The sequence below is a fragment of the Mesorhizobium sp. HAY1-8B genome (genome assembly GCF_056868045.1).
This window is the reverse complement of record NZ_CP200321.1, coordinates 4,895,846-4,912,485: the sequence shown is the minus strand read 5'-3', so window position 1 is coordinate 4,912,485 and position 16,640 is coordinate 4,895,846. Positions and strand designations below refer to the sequence as shown.

Sequence of the window (16,640 nt, the reverse complement as noted above, 5' to 3'; positions counted from 1 at the left end):
TGGATGTCTGTCGTTGGTGCGGGTAGAGGGACTCGAACCCCCACGATCTCTCGCCAGAACCTAAATCTGGTGCGTCTACCAGTTCCGCCATACCCGCATGGCCCGGCAATCTCATGTAGCCATCATTCTGTCAATGTCGGAGACAAGATGTTGGGTCAGGGCCGAAATGCTGGTTATTCGCCTAAACGCGAAGACTGTTGAAAATTAGCCTCGCCTGTGACAAAAGGCGTGTCAAATGTGACGGGACGCGACGATCCGCTTCTGCAGAATGTGATAAGAAGTAGGAAAAACAAGAACTTATTCACATTTTGGAACGCAGTTTGGGAGAGTTTGAGCCGTAATTTCGGTCAAATCGCCAGGTTCCGTACCAAAAGCCATTCCCGGCAAGATTATACCGGCAGGCTGTAAACGGCAGAGGCCGTGGCAGTCTCATTGGTGAAAACAAAGGTTTTACGATGCAGGTCACCGAAACGCTCAATTCCGGTCTCAAGCGCGAGATCAAGATCACCGTGCCGGCCGGTGACATGGAAGCCAAGCTGATGGCGCGGCTGTCGGACGCGCGCAACAAGGTCCGCATCAACGGCTTCCGCCCCGGCAAGGTGCCGGTGCAGCACCTGCGCAAGGTCTACGGCAAGTCGTTCATGGCCGAAGTGGTCAACGAGATCCTCAATGATTCGACCCGCTCGATCATTACCGGCCGTGGCGAAAAGGCCGCCATGCAGCCCGAAGTCATCATGACCGAGGACGAGAAGGAAGCCGAGAAGATCTTGGCCGGCGGCACCGACTTCGAATTCCGCCTCAACTATGAGGTCATCCCGGCGATCGAGATCAAGGATTTCTCGGACATCAAGGTGACGCGTCAGGTGTTCGACGTGCCGGACAGCGAGATCGACGAGCAGGTCAAGCGCGTCGCCGAATCGGCACGCAGCTACGAGCCGAAGACCGGCAAGGCCGCCGAAGGCGACCGCGTCAGCATCGACTATGTCGGCAAGATCGACGGCGAGGCCTTTGCCGGCGGCGCCGGCACTGATCAGCCTCTGGTGCTGGGCTCCAAGGAGTTCATCCCGGGTTTCGAGGACCAACTCATCGGTGCCAAGGCGGGCGACGAAAAGCAGGTCACCGTGACCTTCCCGGAAAACTACCAGGCGGCCCATCTGGCCGGCAAGGAAGCGACCTTCGACGTCACCGTCAAGGAAGTGTCGAAGCCGGGCGAACTGGAAATCAACGACGAGACCGCCAAGAACCTTGGCCTGGAATCGCTGGAGCGCCTGCGCGAGATCGTACGCGGCCAGATCGAGAACCAGTTCGGCTCGATGACGCGCCAAAAGGTCAAGCGCCAGCTGCTCGACCAGCTCGATGCGGCCTATTCGTTCGAGGCGCCGTCGAAGCTCATCGACGCCGAGTTCAACAACATCTGGGCGCAGGTCAATCGCGATCTGGAAGCCGCCGGCCGCACCTTCGCCGATGAAGAGACGACCGAAGAAGAAGCCCGCGCCGAATATCTGCGTCTTGCCGAGCGCCGCGTGCGCCTAGGCCTGGTGCTGGCCGAGATCGGCGAGAAGGCCGGCGTCACTGTATCGGACGAGGAATTGCAGCGTGGCCTGTTCGAGCAGGTTCGCCGCTTCCCGGCCAACCAGCAGCAGGAAGCTTTCGAGTTCTACCGGAGCAATCCCGAAGCGCTGAACGCGCTGCGCGCACCGATGTTCGAGGAAAAGGTGGTCGATCATCTGCTCGGCCAGATCTCGGTCACCGACGTCAAGGTCAGCAAGGAAGAGCTGATGGCCGATGACGAGGAAGCGGAAACCACGACCAAGGCGAAGCCCGCGAAGAAGGCCGCGGCCAAGAAGGCCGAAGCCAAGGCGAGCGAGGCCAGCGACGAGGCAGAAGAGCCGAAGAAGAAGGCCGCGCCGAAGAAGAAGGCCGCCAAGGACGCCGAATAAGTTTCCCGCACTTGATGGAATCGACGAAGGCCGCCCCCGAGGCGGCCTTTTTCGTTGCGAAACTGCAACAGCCGGGTCACTTCTCGGGACGCGGCACTTGGCGATACCGGGCGTTGATCATTATCTGCGCTGCTGCTGCAAACCGTATGGTTCCTGGAGGGGGCGTTGAGCCTATTCTTTGAAACGGGGCGTGCTGTCGCCCTGGCGCTCGTTCTAGCCTTCGCCTGTGATCTTGCCCAAGCCGACGCGCTTGCCGGCGACTGGCGCTTCGGCACGGATGACGCTGGCCTTGTCACCGCTTCGCTCCATGCGACCAACAAGCTGATCACCGGCGGCGGCGCCTTGAGCTACAGCCCGGTGCTGACCATTGCCTGCCGGGCGGACGGCGAACCGCGCTGGACCGAATGGCTGCAGTTGAATGACGGGGTTTCGGCCAGCCGCAAGATCACCATGTCGGTTAGCGTTGACGGCGGCGGCAAGTTCGACGAGAGCTGGTCGGTCGGGTCACGCGGCCGAATGCTGGTGCGCGACGGCGCCGACGGCATCAAGCGCCTTGTTCCCGCAAACCGGCTGTCGCTTTCCTGGCGGTTCGGATTGTTGTCAGGCCGCGGCCAGGCGGATTTCGACCTTGCCGGGCTTGAAGATGCGGTGGAGCAGATCGCCGGGACCTGCCGGACCGATCCGCCTTGAGCGCGGCCGGGTTCTAAACCTTCGCAATTTTCCTGCAATTGCTCTAGCGGCACCATTTCTCGACGGCGATCGCAATGGCCTTTGTGCAATCGACGAGATCGCGCACCGAGACCCGTTCGTTCGGCTGATGTGCCTGCGCCGGGTCGCCTGGGCCGAAATTGACGGTCGGCGTGTTGCCAAGCCCGGTCGGCAGGCCGATGTCGCTGTGCGCGCCGAAGCCGCTGAGGATTGGTGACAGCTTGGCTTCCTCGACCGCCTGCTGGAAGACGCCGACGAACGGATTGTCCGACGGGATCTCGGCGCAGTCGGCGTCGAGGATCCATTCGACGCGGGCCGGGTGCTTTCGCAGATAGGGGTCTGCCTGGCAGACATTGGCGATGTGCTCTTCGATTTCGCGTTTGACGTTGCCGCCCAGCCTGAACTCGTCATGCTCGCTCGGCAGATACTGCGCATCGATGATGATCTCGCCGCGTCCTGCCATGGAGGAGGGGTGTTCGCCGGCATTGATCTGAGTGACGATGATCTGGTTGGGCAGGTCCATCAGTGGATGGTTCTTCCTGGGATCGAACATCCAGCGCCGATTGAGAATGTCGATACCGTCGAGGATTTGCCGGCAAAGCTGGACGGCATCGACCGGGCCGCTCGAGTACCAGGCATTCGGTGTGAGTTCGGCATGGCCGCCTATGCCGTCGATGATGATCCTGCCCCACAGGATGCCGTGGCAGAGCGGCGCTATTCTGTTCGCGGTGGGTTCGGTCATGATGCCGGCGTCGGCGTGAAAGCCGCGATCGACCATGGCGAGCGAGCCCATGCCGCCGATCTCCTCGTCGACGACGGTGGTGAAGACGATGTCGCCGGACAGAGGAATGTCGAGTTCCTTCAGGATCTCGACGGCCATCAGCATGCAGGCGACGCCGCCTTTCATGTCGACCGTGCCGCGGCCGTGCAGAAATCCATCCTTGAGGACGGGCTTGAACGGGTCGGTCGTCCAGTGGCTGGCGGCGCCGGGTGGGACGACGTCGATGTGGCCGGTGAGCATGATGGAACGCCCGCCGCCGGTGCCCTTCAGGACGCCGCCGAGATTGGGCCGGCCATCGAAGGTCCTGCCCTTGTTGGCGCCGGCGCGGCCTTTGTATTTTTCATAGAGCGCCGGACCGTCCGGGTCCCATAGATCGGTCGTGAAGCCGAGCGCTTCGATGCGTTTTTGCAGGTAGAGCTGGCAATCACGCTCACCCGGCCCGGCCTCCTTGGGATTGGATTTTACGATCGAAGGGAAGGCGACGAGATCGCTCAGCGTTGCGACGATGCGGTCGGCTGCTGCCTCGACGCGTGCGGCGATGATCTCTTCTTTGGACGGCATCATGATCTCCAACGTTGGGAAAGTCGGTCGGCGAGAAGGACGAAAACCAGAAGGGCGCCGACAATCCCCACCTGCCAAACCGTGTTGATGTTCAATTGCAGAAGACCGGTCTTCAGCGTGACCAGCAGCAGGACGGCCGCGAAAACGCCGCCGACGCCACCGCGCCCGCCGGTGATGACGATGCCCCCCAACATGGCGGCGGTCAGCGATTCAAGTTCGAGGTTCTGGCCGATATTGGGCCTGCCGCTGCCGAGCCAGGCGAGCGAAACCAGACCGGCGGCACCGGCGAGCGCTCCGCTCAGGCAATAGAGAATGAAACGCACGCGATCGACCGGGATGCCGACCAGCTTGGCCGAGCGTTCATTGAAGCCCATGGCGTAGATCCAGCGCCCCCAGGCCGTCGAGATCAGCACCAGGCCAGCCAGGACGAAGCACGGGATGGCAAGTGTGAGGAAGGGCATGGGAACGCCCATCACCACGCCACGCCCCCAGACAAGCAGCCATGACGGTACGCCGGCCTGGGCGGCACCGCCGGTGACGGCGAGTGCCGCGCCTGAATAGACGAAGAATGTGCCGAGCGTCGCTATAAAGGGAAGCAGGGAGAGCCCGTTGACCAGCCATCCGTTCAATGCGCCTAGCACCGCCCCGGCCAGGATGCAGACGACCGGCAGCAGGACAGGTGGCAAGCCCAGCTTGACGCAAAGCATCGCGACGATGGCGGATAATGAGACCGCGCCGCCGACCGACAGGTCGATGCCGGCGCCTCCGGCCAGGATAACCAGTGCCTGGCCGAGGCCGACCAGCGCCAGGATCGTCGAGAACTGAAGAATGGTGGTGACCGTGCCGAGGTTGAAGACCGAAGGCCTGAGCACCGCCAAGCCGACAACCACGATCAGCCAGAGCCCGCAGAGCAAGGCCAAGGTGAGGGCTGGGCCCTGTAGATTGCGGAGCGTTTTCATGCGCGGGCCCGCTGTATCAGGCCAAATGGCAAGCGGTTGGACGCGGCCTCGAAGCCGAGCACGCCGATGATGAGAACTCCGGTGACAACGGGTTGCCAGAGCGAGGGGACACCGATCAGCAGCAACCCGTTCTGGAGGATTCTCAAAAGCAGCACGCCGAGCACGGTGCCGATCAGGCTGCATTTGCCGCCCAATATGCTCGTGCCGCCGAGAATGACCGCGGCAATGGCATCGAGCGCCAGCGTGCTGCCGACCGTCATTTCCACATTGCGGTAGGTGGCGACATAGAATGTGGCGGCAATGCCGGTCAGAAGGCCGCTGATGAGGAAGGTCATGAAGCGGGTCTTGACGACCGGTATGCCCGACAGCCGTGCCTTTTCCTCCGAATTGCCGATCGCCAGCAGATGCAGCCCGTAGGGCGTTCGCCGCAACGCCAGCCAGACGATGAGATAGGCAATGGCGATCACCAGGGCGGGAACGGGGACGCCGAATACGGTTGTTGCAAGGATGTTGGTTAGGCTCGAGGGCAGGCCGGAAAGCCATTGCCCACCGAGCAGGACAAAGACGGCGGTGCGGTAGACGCCGAGCAGGCCAAGCGTGCCGACGATGGCGGGGACCCGGCCGAGGACGACGACAATTGCCGTCACGCATCCGAGCAACGCCCCGACCAGCGGACCGACAATGATCGCCAGCACCGGACTGCCATCGGCACCGAGCACGCGGCCGATGGCGATGGCCGCCAGCCCCATGACGATGCCGATCGACACATCGATGCCGCCCATCGCCAGCAGCAAGGTCATGCCAAGGCCGATCAGCAGCAGTTCGACACTGTTGCGCAGCACCGTCGCCGCATTGCCAGAGGTGGCATAGTGAGGCGATGCGACAGAAAAGATGGCGATCGCCAGCAAACAGGCGACAAGCAGAGACCACTCTCGTCCGTTCATGGAGAAGACACCGTTTGCAGACCGTCGCACCGCGCTCATGTCAGGCTCAGAAGTTGAACTTGTCGACATTGTCCTTGGTGAAGACAGCCGGCGGCCCGAGCAGCAAAATGCCCTTGGTTGCGTCATAGGTGACGGGCTTTTCCAGGCCGGCGATCTTGTTCTCGGGCTCGAAGGCCTTGCCGTCGATCAGCTGTTTGCCGGCCCAGACCGTGAGATAGCCGAGCTGCTCGGGATCCCACAGCACGGTGAAGCCGAAGGCGCCGCTCTTCAGGTAGGAACGCGCCGTGTTCGGGCTGCAATAGCCGGCGCCGATTACGGAACCGATCTTGCCGGCGGTCTCGATGGCCTGGGCGACGCCCGGGCAGGTCGAGGATGCGACGGCGATGATGCCCTTGATGTCGGGGTTGGCGGCCATGAGATCGCCTGAGATTTGCGCGGCGCGCTCCGCCGTGCCGCCGGCGAATTGCGGGGCGAGCAGCTTCAGCTTCGGATATTTGGCTGTGGCTTGCTTCTGCATGAAGCCGATCCAGGCGTTGAGGTTGGACGCCGTCGCCTCGCCGGAGACGATACCGATCGTTGCGTCCTCGCCGACGCGCTTGACGAGTTCGTCGATGATGGTCGTGCCAAGGCCTTCGTCGGTCGCCTGGGCCACATAGACCGCGCGGCCGCTATCGGGCGCATCGCTGTCGCTGGTGAACAGTTTGATGCCCTTGGCCTTGGCGCTCTCGACCACCGGGGCGATGCTGGAGGCATCAAGCACGCTGACCGAGACCGCTTCGACGCCCTGGTCGATCAGGTTCTGCACGATCTGCAACTGGTCGACCGGGTTGGTGTCGACCGGGCCGGAATAGATGAAGTCGACGCCGAGATCCTTGGCGGCGCGATTGCCGCCGGCTTCCATGGCGTTGAAATAGGGGATGCCGATCAGTTGCGGGACGAAGGCGACCTTGTGCTTGTCCGCGGCATGCGCTGTCGTGGCAACAACGAGTGACAATGCGGAGGCGGCGAGCACTTTCTTGAGCTGTGAAAGCATTTTGGTTTGATCCTCTCTGGAAATGACGTGCGTTTCAGTTTGTTTTTTCGAGCGCCCGCACGTCGGGATGAGCGCCTGTTATGAGCGAAACGACTTCTTCGTGATTGGTCTCGGTGGCCAGCCGCTCGGCCACCTTGCGGCCGCGTCGGAACACGACGATGCGGTCGGCAACCTCGAAGACTTCGGAAATGTTGTGGCTAATGAGGACGACGGCGCAGCCGCGCGCGGCGAGCCGCCGTGTCAGCGCCAGCACCTTACGGGTCTCGGCGACGGCAAGGGCCGCCGTCGGTTCGTCCATGATGACCAGCTTGGCATTCAGATTAAGCGCCCGGCAAATGGCGACAGCCTGGCGCTGACCGCCGGACAGGCTGCCGACAGGCGCTTCCGGGTCGGAGATATGGGCATCGAGTTCTTTCAGCAGGCCGTCGACGCGCAGGCGCATTTCCTGGCGCTTCAGGAACGGGACGCCAAAAATGGAGCGTTTCAATTCCCGGCCGAGAAACACGTTCTCCGCAATCGAAAGGTTCTCGGAAAGCGCCAGTTCCTGGAAGATCGTCGCGATCCCTGAGGACGCCGCATCCTTGGGCGAATGAAAGGCGACTGGATTGCCCTCGATGATCAGTTCGCCCTCGCTCGGCGCATGGGCGCCGGCCAAGATCTTGATGAAGGTCGATTTGCCCGCGCCATTGTCGCCGAGCAGCGCCAGCACCTCGCCGGAGCGGATTTCCAGGTCGACATTTGAAAGCGCCGTCAGCGCGCCAAAGCGCTTGGCGATGTTTCTGGCCACAAGAAAAGGCTCTGTCATGACGGGTTCCCCGGTGACTGCGGATTGGCTAGACGGCCTTGCTCACCCAGCGCAGCACGTTGGTCCAAAGGCGCGCATAGCCGGGCCACTCGACAAAGCTGTTCGGCAGCCAGTGCGGGCCGATGTCCGACGTCCAGACCAGGGTGCGGCCTTCGCCATGGCGCCCGGTGACCAGCAGCGGATGGCCGCCCTGGTCCTGCGGCAGCCGCGCCAGGACTTCGACATCGTCCCGGTCGCGTGCAACGACCTCGTTGGCGCCGAGAAGAATGGGCCACTCGCCGTCTATGCCGGCAAAGAGCGGGTGATCGCTGGGGCCGGTGATCTCGGGCCGAAAGCCCTCGGGGATTTCCAGCCGGTCGTCATTGGGCAGACAAGTCACCGGCAGCGCATCCTCGACAGCCGTGCGGTGCCAGCGCGCCTTGCCATCGATGCCCTGGAAGGAGAAATAGCCGCCGATCATGATCAGGCCGCCGCCGGCCAGCGTCCAGTCGCGTAGGAGCTTGAGCCGGTTGGGAACCGTCTTGCCGTGCAGCCAGACATCGGGATGGAGCAGCAGCGAGTTCGCACCGATGTCGGACAGGATGATCGCCCTGTATTGCGACAGGCCTTCCATGGTGAAAGGCAGCTTTTCGACAGCCTCATGGGCCGGCATGTAATCGAGATCGAACTCGCTGTCCTTCAGGGCGGCAACGAGCGGTGTCGCACCCAGATGAAAGGTGACGCTGCCGAACTGATCGAAGCCCTTGTAGTGGGTTGCCGAACTCATCCAGCTCTCGCCGACCAGAAGGACTTTTGCTTTCGCCATGATCATATTCTCCTGATTTCGCTTGATGGGCGGATGTCCAGAAATCGATAAGTCTTTGATTTAACTTGTCATAACAGTGTCGCTCGCCAAGGCGGCGGCCTTCAGGGTCGCGAAATCCGCGATGTAACCCTGCGCGCCTTCGACCGTGGTCGTCAGGCTCGCGCCGATCGCGGCATGGCGGGCGGCGGCGTCCAGCGACGCGCCATGCAGCCACAGGCTCAGGAAGATGCCGGCGAAGCTGTCGCCGGCGCCGGTGGCATCGACGCGGTTGACCGGAAGTGCCGGCACCTCGATCTGCGGGCCGCCGCCAGCCGGGAAGACGACCGCGCCAAACTCGCCAAGGGTGAGCACGACGGTTCCACGCGGCTTGATGCGTGACAGCATTAGCCGTACCTCTTCGATCATGCTTGCGATCCCGGTGCGAAAGCCGAAAATCTCGCGCATCATCACGTCGTTGATGAAGGTCAGGTCGATCTGCCTGACCATCTGCGCGAAGGTTTCCGGCGTGCGCGCGCTTTTGGGCAAGCCGGCCGAATGCAGGCTGACCTTCCAGCCGGCCTGATGAAAGCGTGTGATGGAGGCGGTCATCGTCTCATAGTGAAAGCCTTCGATATGCAGGCAGGCCGGGCGCTGCTCGGGCTGGATGTCCAGATTGGCGGTCAGGTCGACCTCGCCCAGTTCGAACGGCTCGCTGATGATGGTGCGGCTGCCGTTGCGCTCGATGATGACGATCGCCTGCGAAAGCCGGTTGTTGGGCGTGCTGCGGATGGGGAGGGCGTGGACGCCCAGCTTGGAAAGTTCGCCCAGCGCCCAGTCGCTTTCCGCGTCCCTGCCGACCGCCGTCGCCAGTTCCACGTCAAGGGCGTAGGGCGCCCCGACACCGGCCGCGGCGACCGCGAGATTGGCCGCCGGGCCGCCAAGCGCCTTTTCAATATGGCTGGCGGTGATCCGGTCGTCTCTATGCGGCAGCACGTCGACCCGGCACAGGAAGTCGACGCTGACGCGTCCGGCGACCAGAAGCCTTGGCAGGTGATCGAGGTTTTTTGGCCTGCGCAGTGCGCGGCCAGGCAGGGAACGGGCAAACGAACTCGGCCGGTACATCAGCGCGGCGACTGCCTTCTCGATGCGGTCGCGCGTGTCTTCCCTGAGGCCGGCTGTGCCATTGATGAAGTTCGATACCGTGCCGATGGAAACACCGGCGGTCCGTGCGACATCCGCTATGGTAGGGCGCTTGCGTTGCAATTGCCTGGTTCCGATTGAAGCGTTTCAAACGGTAGCAGCGCACGTGCGGCGCCTCAACGAAACTATTTTCCAAAAAACTAAAGATCGTTCTCATTTATTGGAAGATTGATCCAGGCGGATCAAGGTGACTGGAGCGATCTTTCCAGGATTGAACGATTTTCAAATTTCCGTATTTCGCTCGATCCGCTGCGCCAGATCGGACGCTCATCGCAACGCCTTCCAGCAACCCAGCAAGCGGCTGCCACGCTTGAATGGCCCTCGGGCGTTTTCCCCACGGCCAGAACAGCAATGCCGTCGGGCGAACCCGACGGCATTGTCTTCGACAAATCAGGATACTGCCGTTTTTGGTGGACGCCTAAGGCGTCGTCTCCGCGTTGATCTTGGTCGCCATCTGGTCGATCTTGTCGGCAAGGACGCCTTGGGCCCAAGCCGTGACCTCGGCGTCGACTGGTTTGTTGGCCATGTCCGTCAGCGCCGCGTCGAGCGACGCCTGATCGGTGCCGACGGTCGCCGCGGCAGCCGCCGCTTCTGCCTGGGCCGCCGCCGCGTTGTCGGCGTCGACAACGGCCTGCTGAGCCGTGATCTGATCGTTCACAGCCTGGACTTGCGCGGGTGTGGCGGTCGGGTCCGCCTGCAGCGCGGTCAATTGCGCATTCAGCGTATCCAGTTGGACCTGGGCAGCAGCGGCCGTGGCGGCAGCCGCCTCAGCCGCGGCCTGGGCGTTCTTGGCTTTCGCCGACTGCGTCACAAAGGCCTGAATGGCAGCGAACTTCTTGCTCTTGGAATTCATATAGGCGTTGATGTTGCGCTGCAGCGAGTTCAGCCGACCAAGCTTGGCATGGATGTTCTTGTCCTTGGGCACGGACGCAACCTGGGTGGTGTCGACCGTGGTATCGGTTGTTGTGTCCGTTTCCGCCTTGGCTACCTGTCCTGGGGCTGACGCAGACTTTCCGTGCGAAGCGCCGCTCTTGCCATGGCCATTGCCGCCAGCATTGCCGTTGCCATTGCCGCCGGCATTGCCACCGCCGTTGCCGTTGCCACCGCCGTGCCCGTTGCCGCCTCCGTGCCCGTTGCCGCCTCCGGCGAGCGCCGGCGACGCCAGAAGCGCCAATGCGGCAAGCGCCGCGAACAGAGTTTTTCGGTTTGTCATGGGTAACCTCCTCGGGGAATCGCCACCTCAACCCAACCGCTAGGGCAGCGTAATATGAGAAACCGCTAACCGTACGGAGTAAACTTTAGACAAATGCGGTCGCAATGCGCGAGGCTGGTGACCGCAAGCGGCGTAATCATTTGATATTCCACGCAAATCAGCGTCATGAGACGGCGATGGCACTGAAGTCCCATGCCGGCCGGACCATGGTCCTGGCTGCCAACCAATAATGGTCGAGCGGCCTGGCGGAAAGGCGCTGGAACACGGGAAGTCGATGACGAAAGCCTTGTCGGATGCGTTGCGTGCGAACGTCCTGGCTTTGCTCCCGGCGAAGATGACTTGTTCGCCATATCGGCCTAGCTCAGATCAGAAGCAGGCCCTTGATGCTGGCATATCCCTTGCGCCCGATGATGATGTGGTCATGCACGGCGATGCCCAGCGATCACCGTGGCTTCTCGTCGTAACCCCGGCGCTGCATTGGAGCGCTAAGGCGACGATGACAGCTTTGCGCCTCACATCCGGTCAATCAGAAACTCAAGGGCCGAAATTTCAAAGCGGACACTAAGACCGTCCTCTCACCTGCTTTGCCGCTCGGGACAGGTTCGGTAATGGGCCCTTTCGAGGTGAGGAAGAAGATACTGAATTGAGGGCGCTGGTGCTCGGCAGCGCCCATGGGATGAAGCGTCGCGAACATACAGGAATGTTCCGCCTACTAGTGTCGCTCGGTCACCAGAGGGGCGCCGCGATCAGTGAAACGCGGTAAAACCTTGGCGCACGCGGAAATCATTCGAGGTTGGCCCGCGGATGTTCTGGAGTTTACCATGGCGATGCGATGGGCGCGATGTGATGCATCTCCAAACGCGATGACGTGCTGCCCATATGAGACTTCTCCCATTGCTTTCGTTGCCGCTAAAAATCGAATGACAATAAGATGCGGTCACTGGAGTGGCTCACGGCTAGGGATGCCTGTTTTCGAGGAGGAGGAGTTGAAATGCGGATAAAATCATTGGCCGCCGCTGGCCTGCTGGCGGCTATCGCTTTTGCCGGTACCGTCCCGGCGTATGCCCAGATGAAAGCCAAACAGTTCAATATCCTGATGTTGACCGATCTTTCTTCGGTTTACTCAGAAACATCGGGTCCCGGTGACGTTGAATTCGCCAAGATGGCTGTTGATGACTTCGGTGGAAAGGTCAACGGCGTACCGATCAATGTCATCGTCGTCGACAACAAGCTGGATCCTGCACTCTCGGTCAATAAGGCGCGCGAGATCATAGACTCTCAGGGCGTGAACCTCATTACCGACGTGTCGAGTTCCGCTGCAGCCATCGCCATAGCCAAGCTCGCCAATGAAAGGCACATTCTGACGACCTTCGTTAGCCCGGGAACCATGGCGCTTACTAATGAAGCCTGCGGCAAATACACTTGGCACTATGGATACGATACCTCAGCCATGTCCGCGCCGGTCAAGAAAATGACCCAGGACGGCACCAAAAAATGGTATTTTATCACAGCCGATTTTGCCTTCGGAAAGTCGTTGCTGGCTTCTTTCTCGAGTGCCGTTAAGCAAAATGGTGGTGAGGTCGTTGGGGTGGATATGGTGCCGTTCCCGAACGACGATTTCTCAAGCTATCTTCTCAAAGCGCAGGCGGCTGGCGCCGAGGCTATTGGCATCCTTGAATCCGGACAGGATCTGCGCAACGCGGTTAAGCAGGCCCGTGAATTCGGCTTGATGGATGCCGGAATAAAGATTGTTCCCGGACAGTTGAATCTTTCTGATGTGAAGGCTCTCGGGCCGGACACGTGGGCCGGCGTAAACGCCGCGCTGATCTGGTATTGGGATCTCGACGACGAAACCCGGAAATTCACAAAGCGTTTCCGCGAGAAGCTGAGCTTCTACCCTGGTGACATACACGCGGGCAACTATTCTGCCGTCTATCAAGTACTGAAAGCCGTCCAAGAAATCGGGACGGACGATCCCGACAAGGTAACGGAAGCCCTAGAAGGTCGGCGTTTCAGCGACATGTTCACCAAGGACGCGCTCATGCGCAAGCGCGACCATCTTGTGGTGAAGCGTACCTTTATTGGCCAGGTCAAACCCGCATCGGAGGTCAAGAACGACAGCGACTTTTTTAAGATCGTCGGGTCGGTTCCAGGGGATGAGGCGTACTACCCGGAAGCAGAAAGCACCTGCAAGCACGATTGGTAGCGGAAGAAGCATGCCTCCCGCCATCGGCTGATCGCCGACGGAGGGAGGCGTTCATCCGCAACGCAACCGAGGCCGGCCAATGTCTTACTATGCAATTTTGCTCTTCAACGGACTTGTGACGGGAGGTGTCCTGGCGTTGATGAGTCTCGGCATGAGCATCATCTTCGGCATGATGCGCGTAGTCAATTTCATGCATGGCGCGATGTTCATGCTGGGCGCAATCGTCGCGGTGATTCTGGGATCGCATCTCGGTGTTTCGCTTTGGCTGGGCTTTCTCATTTCCGCCGTTCTGGTCGGACTGCTTGGTGTGATTATTGAGCGGCTGCTCATCCGCCGACTTTATGGCTTGGATCTCGCCTACATCCTGATTTTGACCTTCGGCCTCTCGCTGATCATCGAAGACGTTGTTCGAATTTTTTACGGCGTTACGTCGGCGCCATACCTGGTGCCTGACCTTCTCAAGGGTGCCGTCAGCCTCGGCTTCGCCTCATACCCGAAATATCGCCTCTTCGTCGTTGTGGTATCGGTATTTCTATGCCTGGGCACATATTTGGCGCTTGAGCGCACGCGCCTGGGAGCTCTGATCCGGGCGGCATCGGAGCGGCCCGATCTGCTTAAATGCTTCGGCGGCAATGTGCCCCTTCTCGTGTCCGGCACGTTCTTTTTCGCCTCCGCTCTGGCTGGGCTCGCGGGGGCGCTTTCCGCGCCGATGCGCAACGTGTCGCCGTTCATGGGAGAGGAAATGATCAATTTCGTCTTCGCCGTGGTCGTCGCCGGCGGCATGGGCTCGATCGCCGGATCGGCAATCATGGGCTTTGCGTCAGGCCTCGTCTCGGCTATCGCGGCCATCTTCTATGCGCCGGCGGCCTCCGCAGTCATATACATTCTGATGCTTGTCGTGCTTCTAATACGCCCGGGCGGGATTTTCCAAGGCATCGATATTTCGCATTTCGCGCTGCATTATACACCGATGACCGAGCGTGCGCGGCGGGTGTTCTTGAGCCGACCCACCGCTCTCATTGCGCTGGCGGCAGCGCTTTTGCTTCCGTGGCTGGTCTATCCGGTCCTTGCGACCGACATTATCCTTTGGGGGCTGTTTGCGGTTGGTTTCGATCTGTTGTTCGCGATCGGCGGACTCCTCTCGTTCGGCCAGGCCGCCTATTGGGGCATGTCGGCCTACGTCACCGGGATCCTGATGGTTAAGTTCGGGGCTCCGATGTTCCTTTCGCTGCTCGGCGGCGTCGCCCTGAGCACGATTGTAAGTCTTCTTTTTGGCTTCATCGTCGCAAGAAAGAAAGGGATCTATTTCTCCATGATCACCTTTGCATTCGCGTCGATCGTTTATTTCGTCGTCAATCAGTTTCCCGACTACACGGGCGGTGAGGACGGGTTGCACGGATTGGTTCGACCAACGCTCCTGGGCTTGGACCTCAAGGACGACCGGATCTTCTATTATGTTTGCCTCGCTGCCGCTGCCTTGGTGATTTTCACGGTAATTCGACTTCTAAAGTCGCCGTACGGCCTTGCGCTTCTCGGCGCCCGCGAGAACGAGCAGCGCATGATGAGCCTTGGCTACAGCGTCTACGGCTTGCGTGTGAAGGCGTATGTATTTTCGGCGGTGGTGTGCTCGATCGGCGGCGCTCTCTATGCCCTTAACCATCAGTTTGTTACCCTTGAAATGGTCTCATGGCGCGCTTCTGGAGAGCCTATCATGATGACGCTGCTTGGCGGCGCCGGTACCATCTTCGGCCCATTTCTAGGTAGTGGCATCGTTTTGCTCATGCGCAATACGTTGTCGTCAATCACGGACAATGGCAGCCTGTTCCTCGGCCTTCTGTTCGTGGCCGTCGTACTGTTGTTCCGACGCGGAATACTCGGCGAGATCGTGCATCATTCGGTCGATCGCGCCACGTCGCCCGATATGCCGGCAAAGGGTGAGCTTTACGCCGCAAACCCGAACCAGATTGCAACAACCGGAGAGGTGGCCGATGCCTGATCCTGGCGTTAGTAACTCCGTCTACGGGGCGGGTTCGACAGACGTGCCGCTCCTTGAACTGCAGTCGGTCACAATGAGCTTTGGCGGTTTCACGGCCATCAACAACATCAGCTTGAAGTTCGAGAAAAAGCCGGTTTACGGGATCATCGGACCGAACGGCGCCGGCAAGACCACTCTGTTCAATATCTTGAGCGGTTTCTATCGGCCCAAGCGTGGTCGTCTGCTGTTTAACGGTGAAGACATGACTTCGCTGCGCACCGAACAGTTTGCCCGGCGCGGGATCGTGCGAAGTTTTCAAATCACCAGCATTTTTCCCAATCTGGCGGTCATGGACAATGTTGTCCTGTCGGTGCAACGGCGAGCGGATGGGGGCGCCAAAGTGCTGGCGAAGTCAGGCTGGCACGAGAACCACAGACCTGAAGCCAACGCTTTGCTGGATCAGGTCGGCATTCCGCCATCTTTGCGCGAGCGGCCGGCCAGTGATCTTTCCTATGGCCGCAAACGGGCCTTGGAACTCGCGATCTCCTTGGCGGCGCACCCGGCGATCCTTCTTCTCGACGAACCGACCGCAGGGATGACGAGTGCGGACGTGTCACGCACAACTGACCTAATCGCCCAATTGTCCCGCGAGCGCACGATCATCGTTGTGGAGCACAATCTTGGAGTCATCGCCGATGTCGCCGACGAAATCATCGTCATGCAGCAGGGTGCTCTGCTCGCTTGCGGGCGCTATGACGACGTACGAAGGGACCCTCGCGTAATCGAAGCCTACCTGGGAAAACGCCATTGAGTATGTTGGAGATAAGAAATCTCGATGCCTATTATGGTGAAAGCCATATATTGCAGAGCGTCGGCCTGTCAGTCGACGCAGGCGAGGTCGTGACGCTGGTGGGGCGCAACGGCGCCGGCAAGACCACGCTGCTTAAATCCATCATTGGTGACATACCGCGCCGGACGGGAAGCATCCGTTTTGGGAGCTCGGAAATCATCGACATTTCGCCCGAGCGCATTTGCAGGATGGGAGTGGGCTTTGCCCCTGAGGACCGCGGCATATTTTCGACATTGAACGTCCATGAAAATCTGACCATCGGTCGGCCGAACAAAACCACAGGATGGCCACTTGAACGGATTTACCAGCATTTCCCGATTCTCAAGGCACGGCGCTTGCAAAAGGCAGCGTCTCTGTCTGGCGGAGAGAAGCAGATGCTGGCGATCGCGCGTCCGCTCTATATGGGAGCGTCGTTCCTCCTGCTTGATGAGCCGACCGAGGGCTTGGCTCCTGTAGTTGTCGATGCAATCGGTGCGATCATTAATGATATCAAGTCGACCGGTCTGACAATTCTATTGGTCGAACAGAATCTTCAGTTTGCGGCTGAGGTTACGGACAGATACTACATGATCGAGAACGGGAAGATCGTAAAGGAATTGACGAATCTCCAGATGGCTGATGAGGAACAAAGTCTACTCGACTATCTTGGTGTCTGACAATTCTCCGTACTTCTCGTTGCGT

The 16,640-nt window shown here is 60.4% G+C and carries 14 protein-coding genes and 1 tRNA gene; 6 read left to right on the top strand and 9 right to left on the bottom strand.

What is annotated here, in order from left to right:
• Window positions 1-14: 14 nt before the first annotated feature.
• A tRNA-Leu gene (locus tag AC1VON_RS23560) sits at window positions 15-97 on the bottom strand.
• A 358-nt stretch (window positions 98-455) separates the two neighbouring features.
• Between AC1VON_RS23560 and tig the strand changes: the two genes are divergently transcribed.
• Both tig and AC1VON_RS23550 read left to right on the top strand, forming a co-directional pair.
• The gene (gene tig / locus AC1VON_RS23555) at window positions 456-1,940 is read left to right on the top strand and encodes a trigger factor (protein ID WP_056572338.1); all 1,485 of its coding nucleotides are present in this window, start codon (window positions 456-458) and stop codon (window positions 1,938-1,940) included.
• A gap of 165 nt (window positions 1,941-2,105) precedes the next feature.
• Entirely contained in the window at window positions 2,106-2,630 is a 525-nt protein-coding gene (locus tag AC1VON_RS23550; protein ID WP_483125026.1) for a hypothetical protein, read from the top strand.
• 43 nt (window positions 2,631-2,673) lie between these two features.
• Here the strand turns inward: AC1VON_RS23550 and AC1VON_RS23545 are convergent, their stop codons facing one another.
• From AC1VON_RS23545 to AC1VON_RS23510, 8 genes are all read right to left on the bottom strand, one after another.
• Window positions 2,674-3,990 (bottom strand): M20 family metallopeptidase, encoded by a 1,317-nt coding sequence (locus AC1VON_RS23545; protein WP_483125025.1) that lies wholly within the window; start codon window positions 3,988-3,990, stop codon window positions 2,674-2,676.
• Window positions 3,990-4,949 (bottom strand): ABC transporter permease, encoded by a 960-nt coding sequence (locus AC1VON_RS23540; protein WP_483125024.1) that lies wholly within the window; start codon window positions 4,947-4,949, stop codon window positions 3,990-3,992. The genes AC1VON_RS23545 and AC1VON_RS23540 overlap by 1 nt, the downstream gene beginning before the upstream one ends.
• The gene (locus AC1VON_RS23535) at window positions 4,946-5,893 is read right to left on the bottom strand and encodes an ABC transporter permease (RefSeq protein WP_483125023.1); all 948 of its coding nucleotides are present in this window, start codon (window positions 5,891-5,893) and stop codon (window positions 4,946-4,948) included. Before AC1VON_RS23535 ends, AC1VON_RS23540 begins: the two co-directional genes overlap by 4 nt.
• A 46-nt stretch (window positions 5,894-5,939) precedes the next feature.
• A complete protein-coding gene (locus AC1VON_RS23530; protein ID WP_172350202.1) occupies window positions 5,940-6,926 on the bottom strand; it encodes an autoinducer 2 ABC transporter substrate-binding protein in 987 nt (328 codons plus the stop codon).
• Window positions 6,927-6,960: 34 nt separating this feature from the next.
• Complete coding sequence (locus AC1VON_RS23525) at window positions 6,961-7,731, bottom strand: ATP-binding cassette domain-containing protein (protein ID WP_483125022.1); 771 nt, start codon at window positions 7,729-7,731, stop codon at window positions 6,961-6,963.
• Window positions 7,732-7,759: 28 nt separating this feature from the next.
• The gene (locus tag AC1VON_RS23520; RefSeq protein WP_483125021.1) at window positions 7,760-8,536 is read right to left on the bottom strand and encodes a glutamine amidotransferase; all 777 of its coding nucleotides are present in this window, start codon (window positions 8,534-8,536) and stop codon (window positions 7,760-7,762) included.
• Between the two features lie 60 nt (window positions 8,537-8,596).
• Window positions 8,597-9,778, bottom strand: a complete 1,182-nt coding sequence (locus AC1VON_RS23515; RefSeq protein WP_483125020.1) for a carbohydrate kinase family protein — start codon at window positions 9,776-9,778, stop codon at window positions 8,597-8,599.
• A 355-nt stretch (window positions 9,779-10,133) separates the two neighbouring features.
• Window positions 10,134-10,928: a hypothetical protein gene (locus AC1VON_RS23510; RefSeq protein WP_483125019.1), complete on the bottom strand. Its 795-nt coding sequence runs from the start codon at window positions 10,926-10,928 to the stop codon at window positions 10,134-10,136.
• Between the two features lie 991 nt (window positions 10,929-11,919).
• Between AC1VON_RS23510 and AC1VON_RS23505 the strand changes: the two genes are divergently transcribed.
• The 4 genes from AC1VON_RS23505 to AC1VON_RS23490 all read left to right on the top strand — a co-directional run bounded on the left by AC1VON_RS23505 (window position 11,920) and on the right by AC1VON_RS23490 (window position 16,615).
• Window positions 11,920-13,134: an ABC transporter substrate-binding protein gene (locus AC1VON_RS23505; RefSeq protein ID WP_483125018.1), complete on the top strand. Its 1,215-nt coding sequence runs from the start codon at window positions 11,920-11,922 to the stop codon at window positions 13,132-13,134.
• A gap of 79 nt (window positions 13,135-13,213) precedes the next feature.
• Window positions 13,214-15,130 (top strand): ABC transporter permease, encoded by a 1,917-nt coding sequence (locus tag AC1VON_RS23500; protein ID WP_483125017.1) that lies wholly within the window; start codon window positions 13,214-13,216, stop codon window positions 15,128-15,130.
• Window positions 15,123-15,920, top strand: coding sequence for an ABC transporter ATP-binding protein (locus AC1VON_RS23495; protein WP_483125016.1), 798 nt, complete (start codon window positions 15,123-15,125; stop codon window positions 15,918-15,920). Before AC1VON_RS23500 ends, AC1VON_RS23495 begins: the two co-directional genes overlap by 8 nt.
• 2 nt (window positions 15,921-15,922) lie before the next feature.
• The gene (locus AC1VON_RS23490; protein WP_172352956.1) at window positions 15,923-16,615 is read left to right on the top strand and encodes an ABC transporter ATP-binding protein; all 693 of its coding nucleotides are present in this window, start codon (window positions 15,923-15,925) and stop codon (window positions 16,613-16,615) included.
• The last annotated feature ends 25 nt before the right edge of the window (window positions 16,616-16,640 follow it).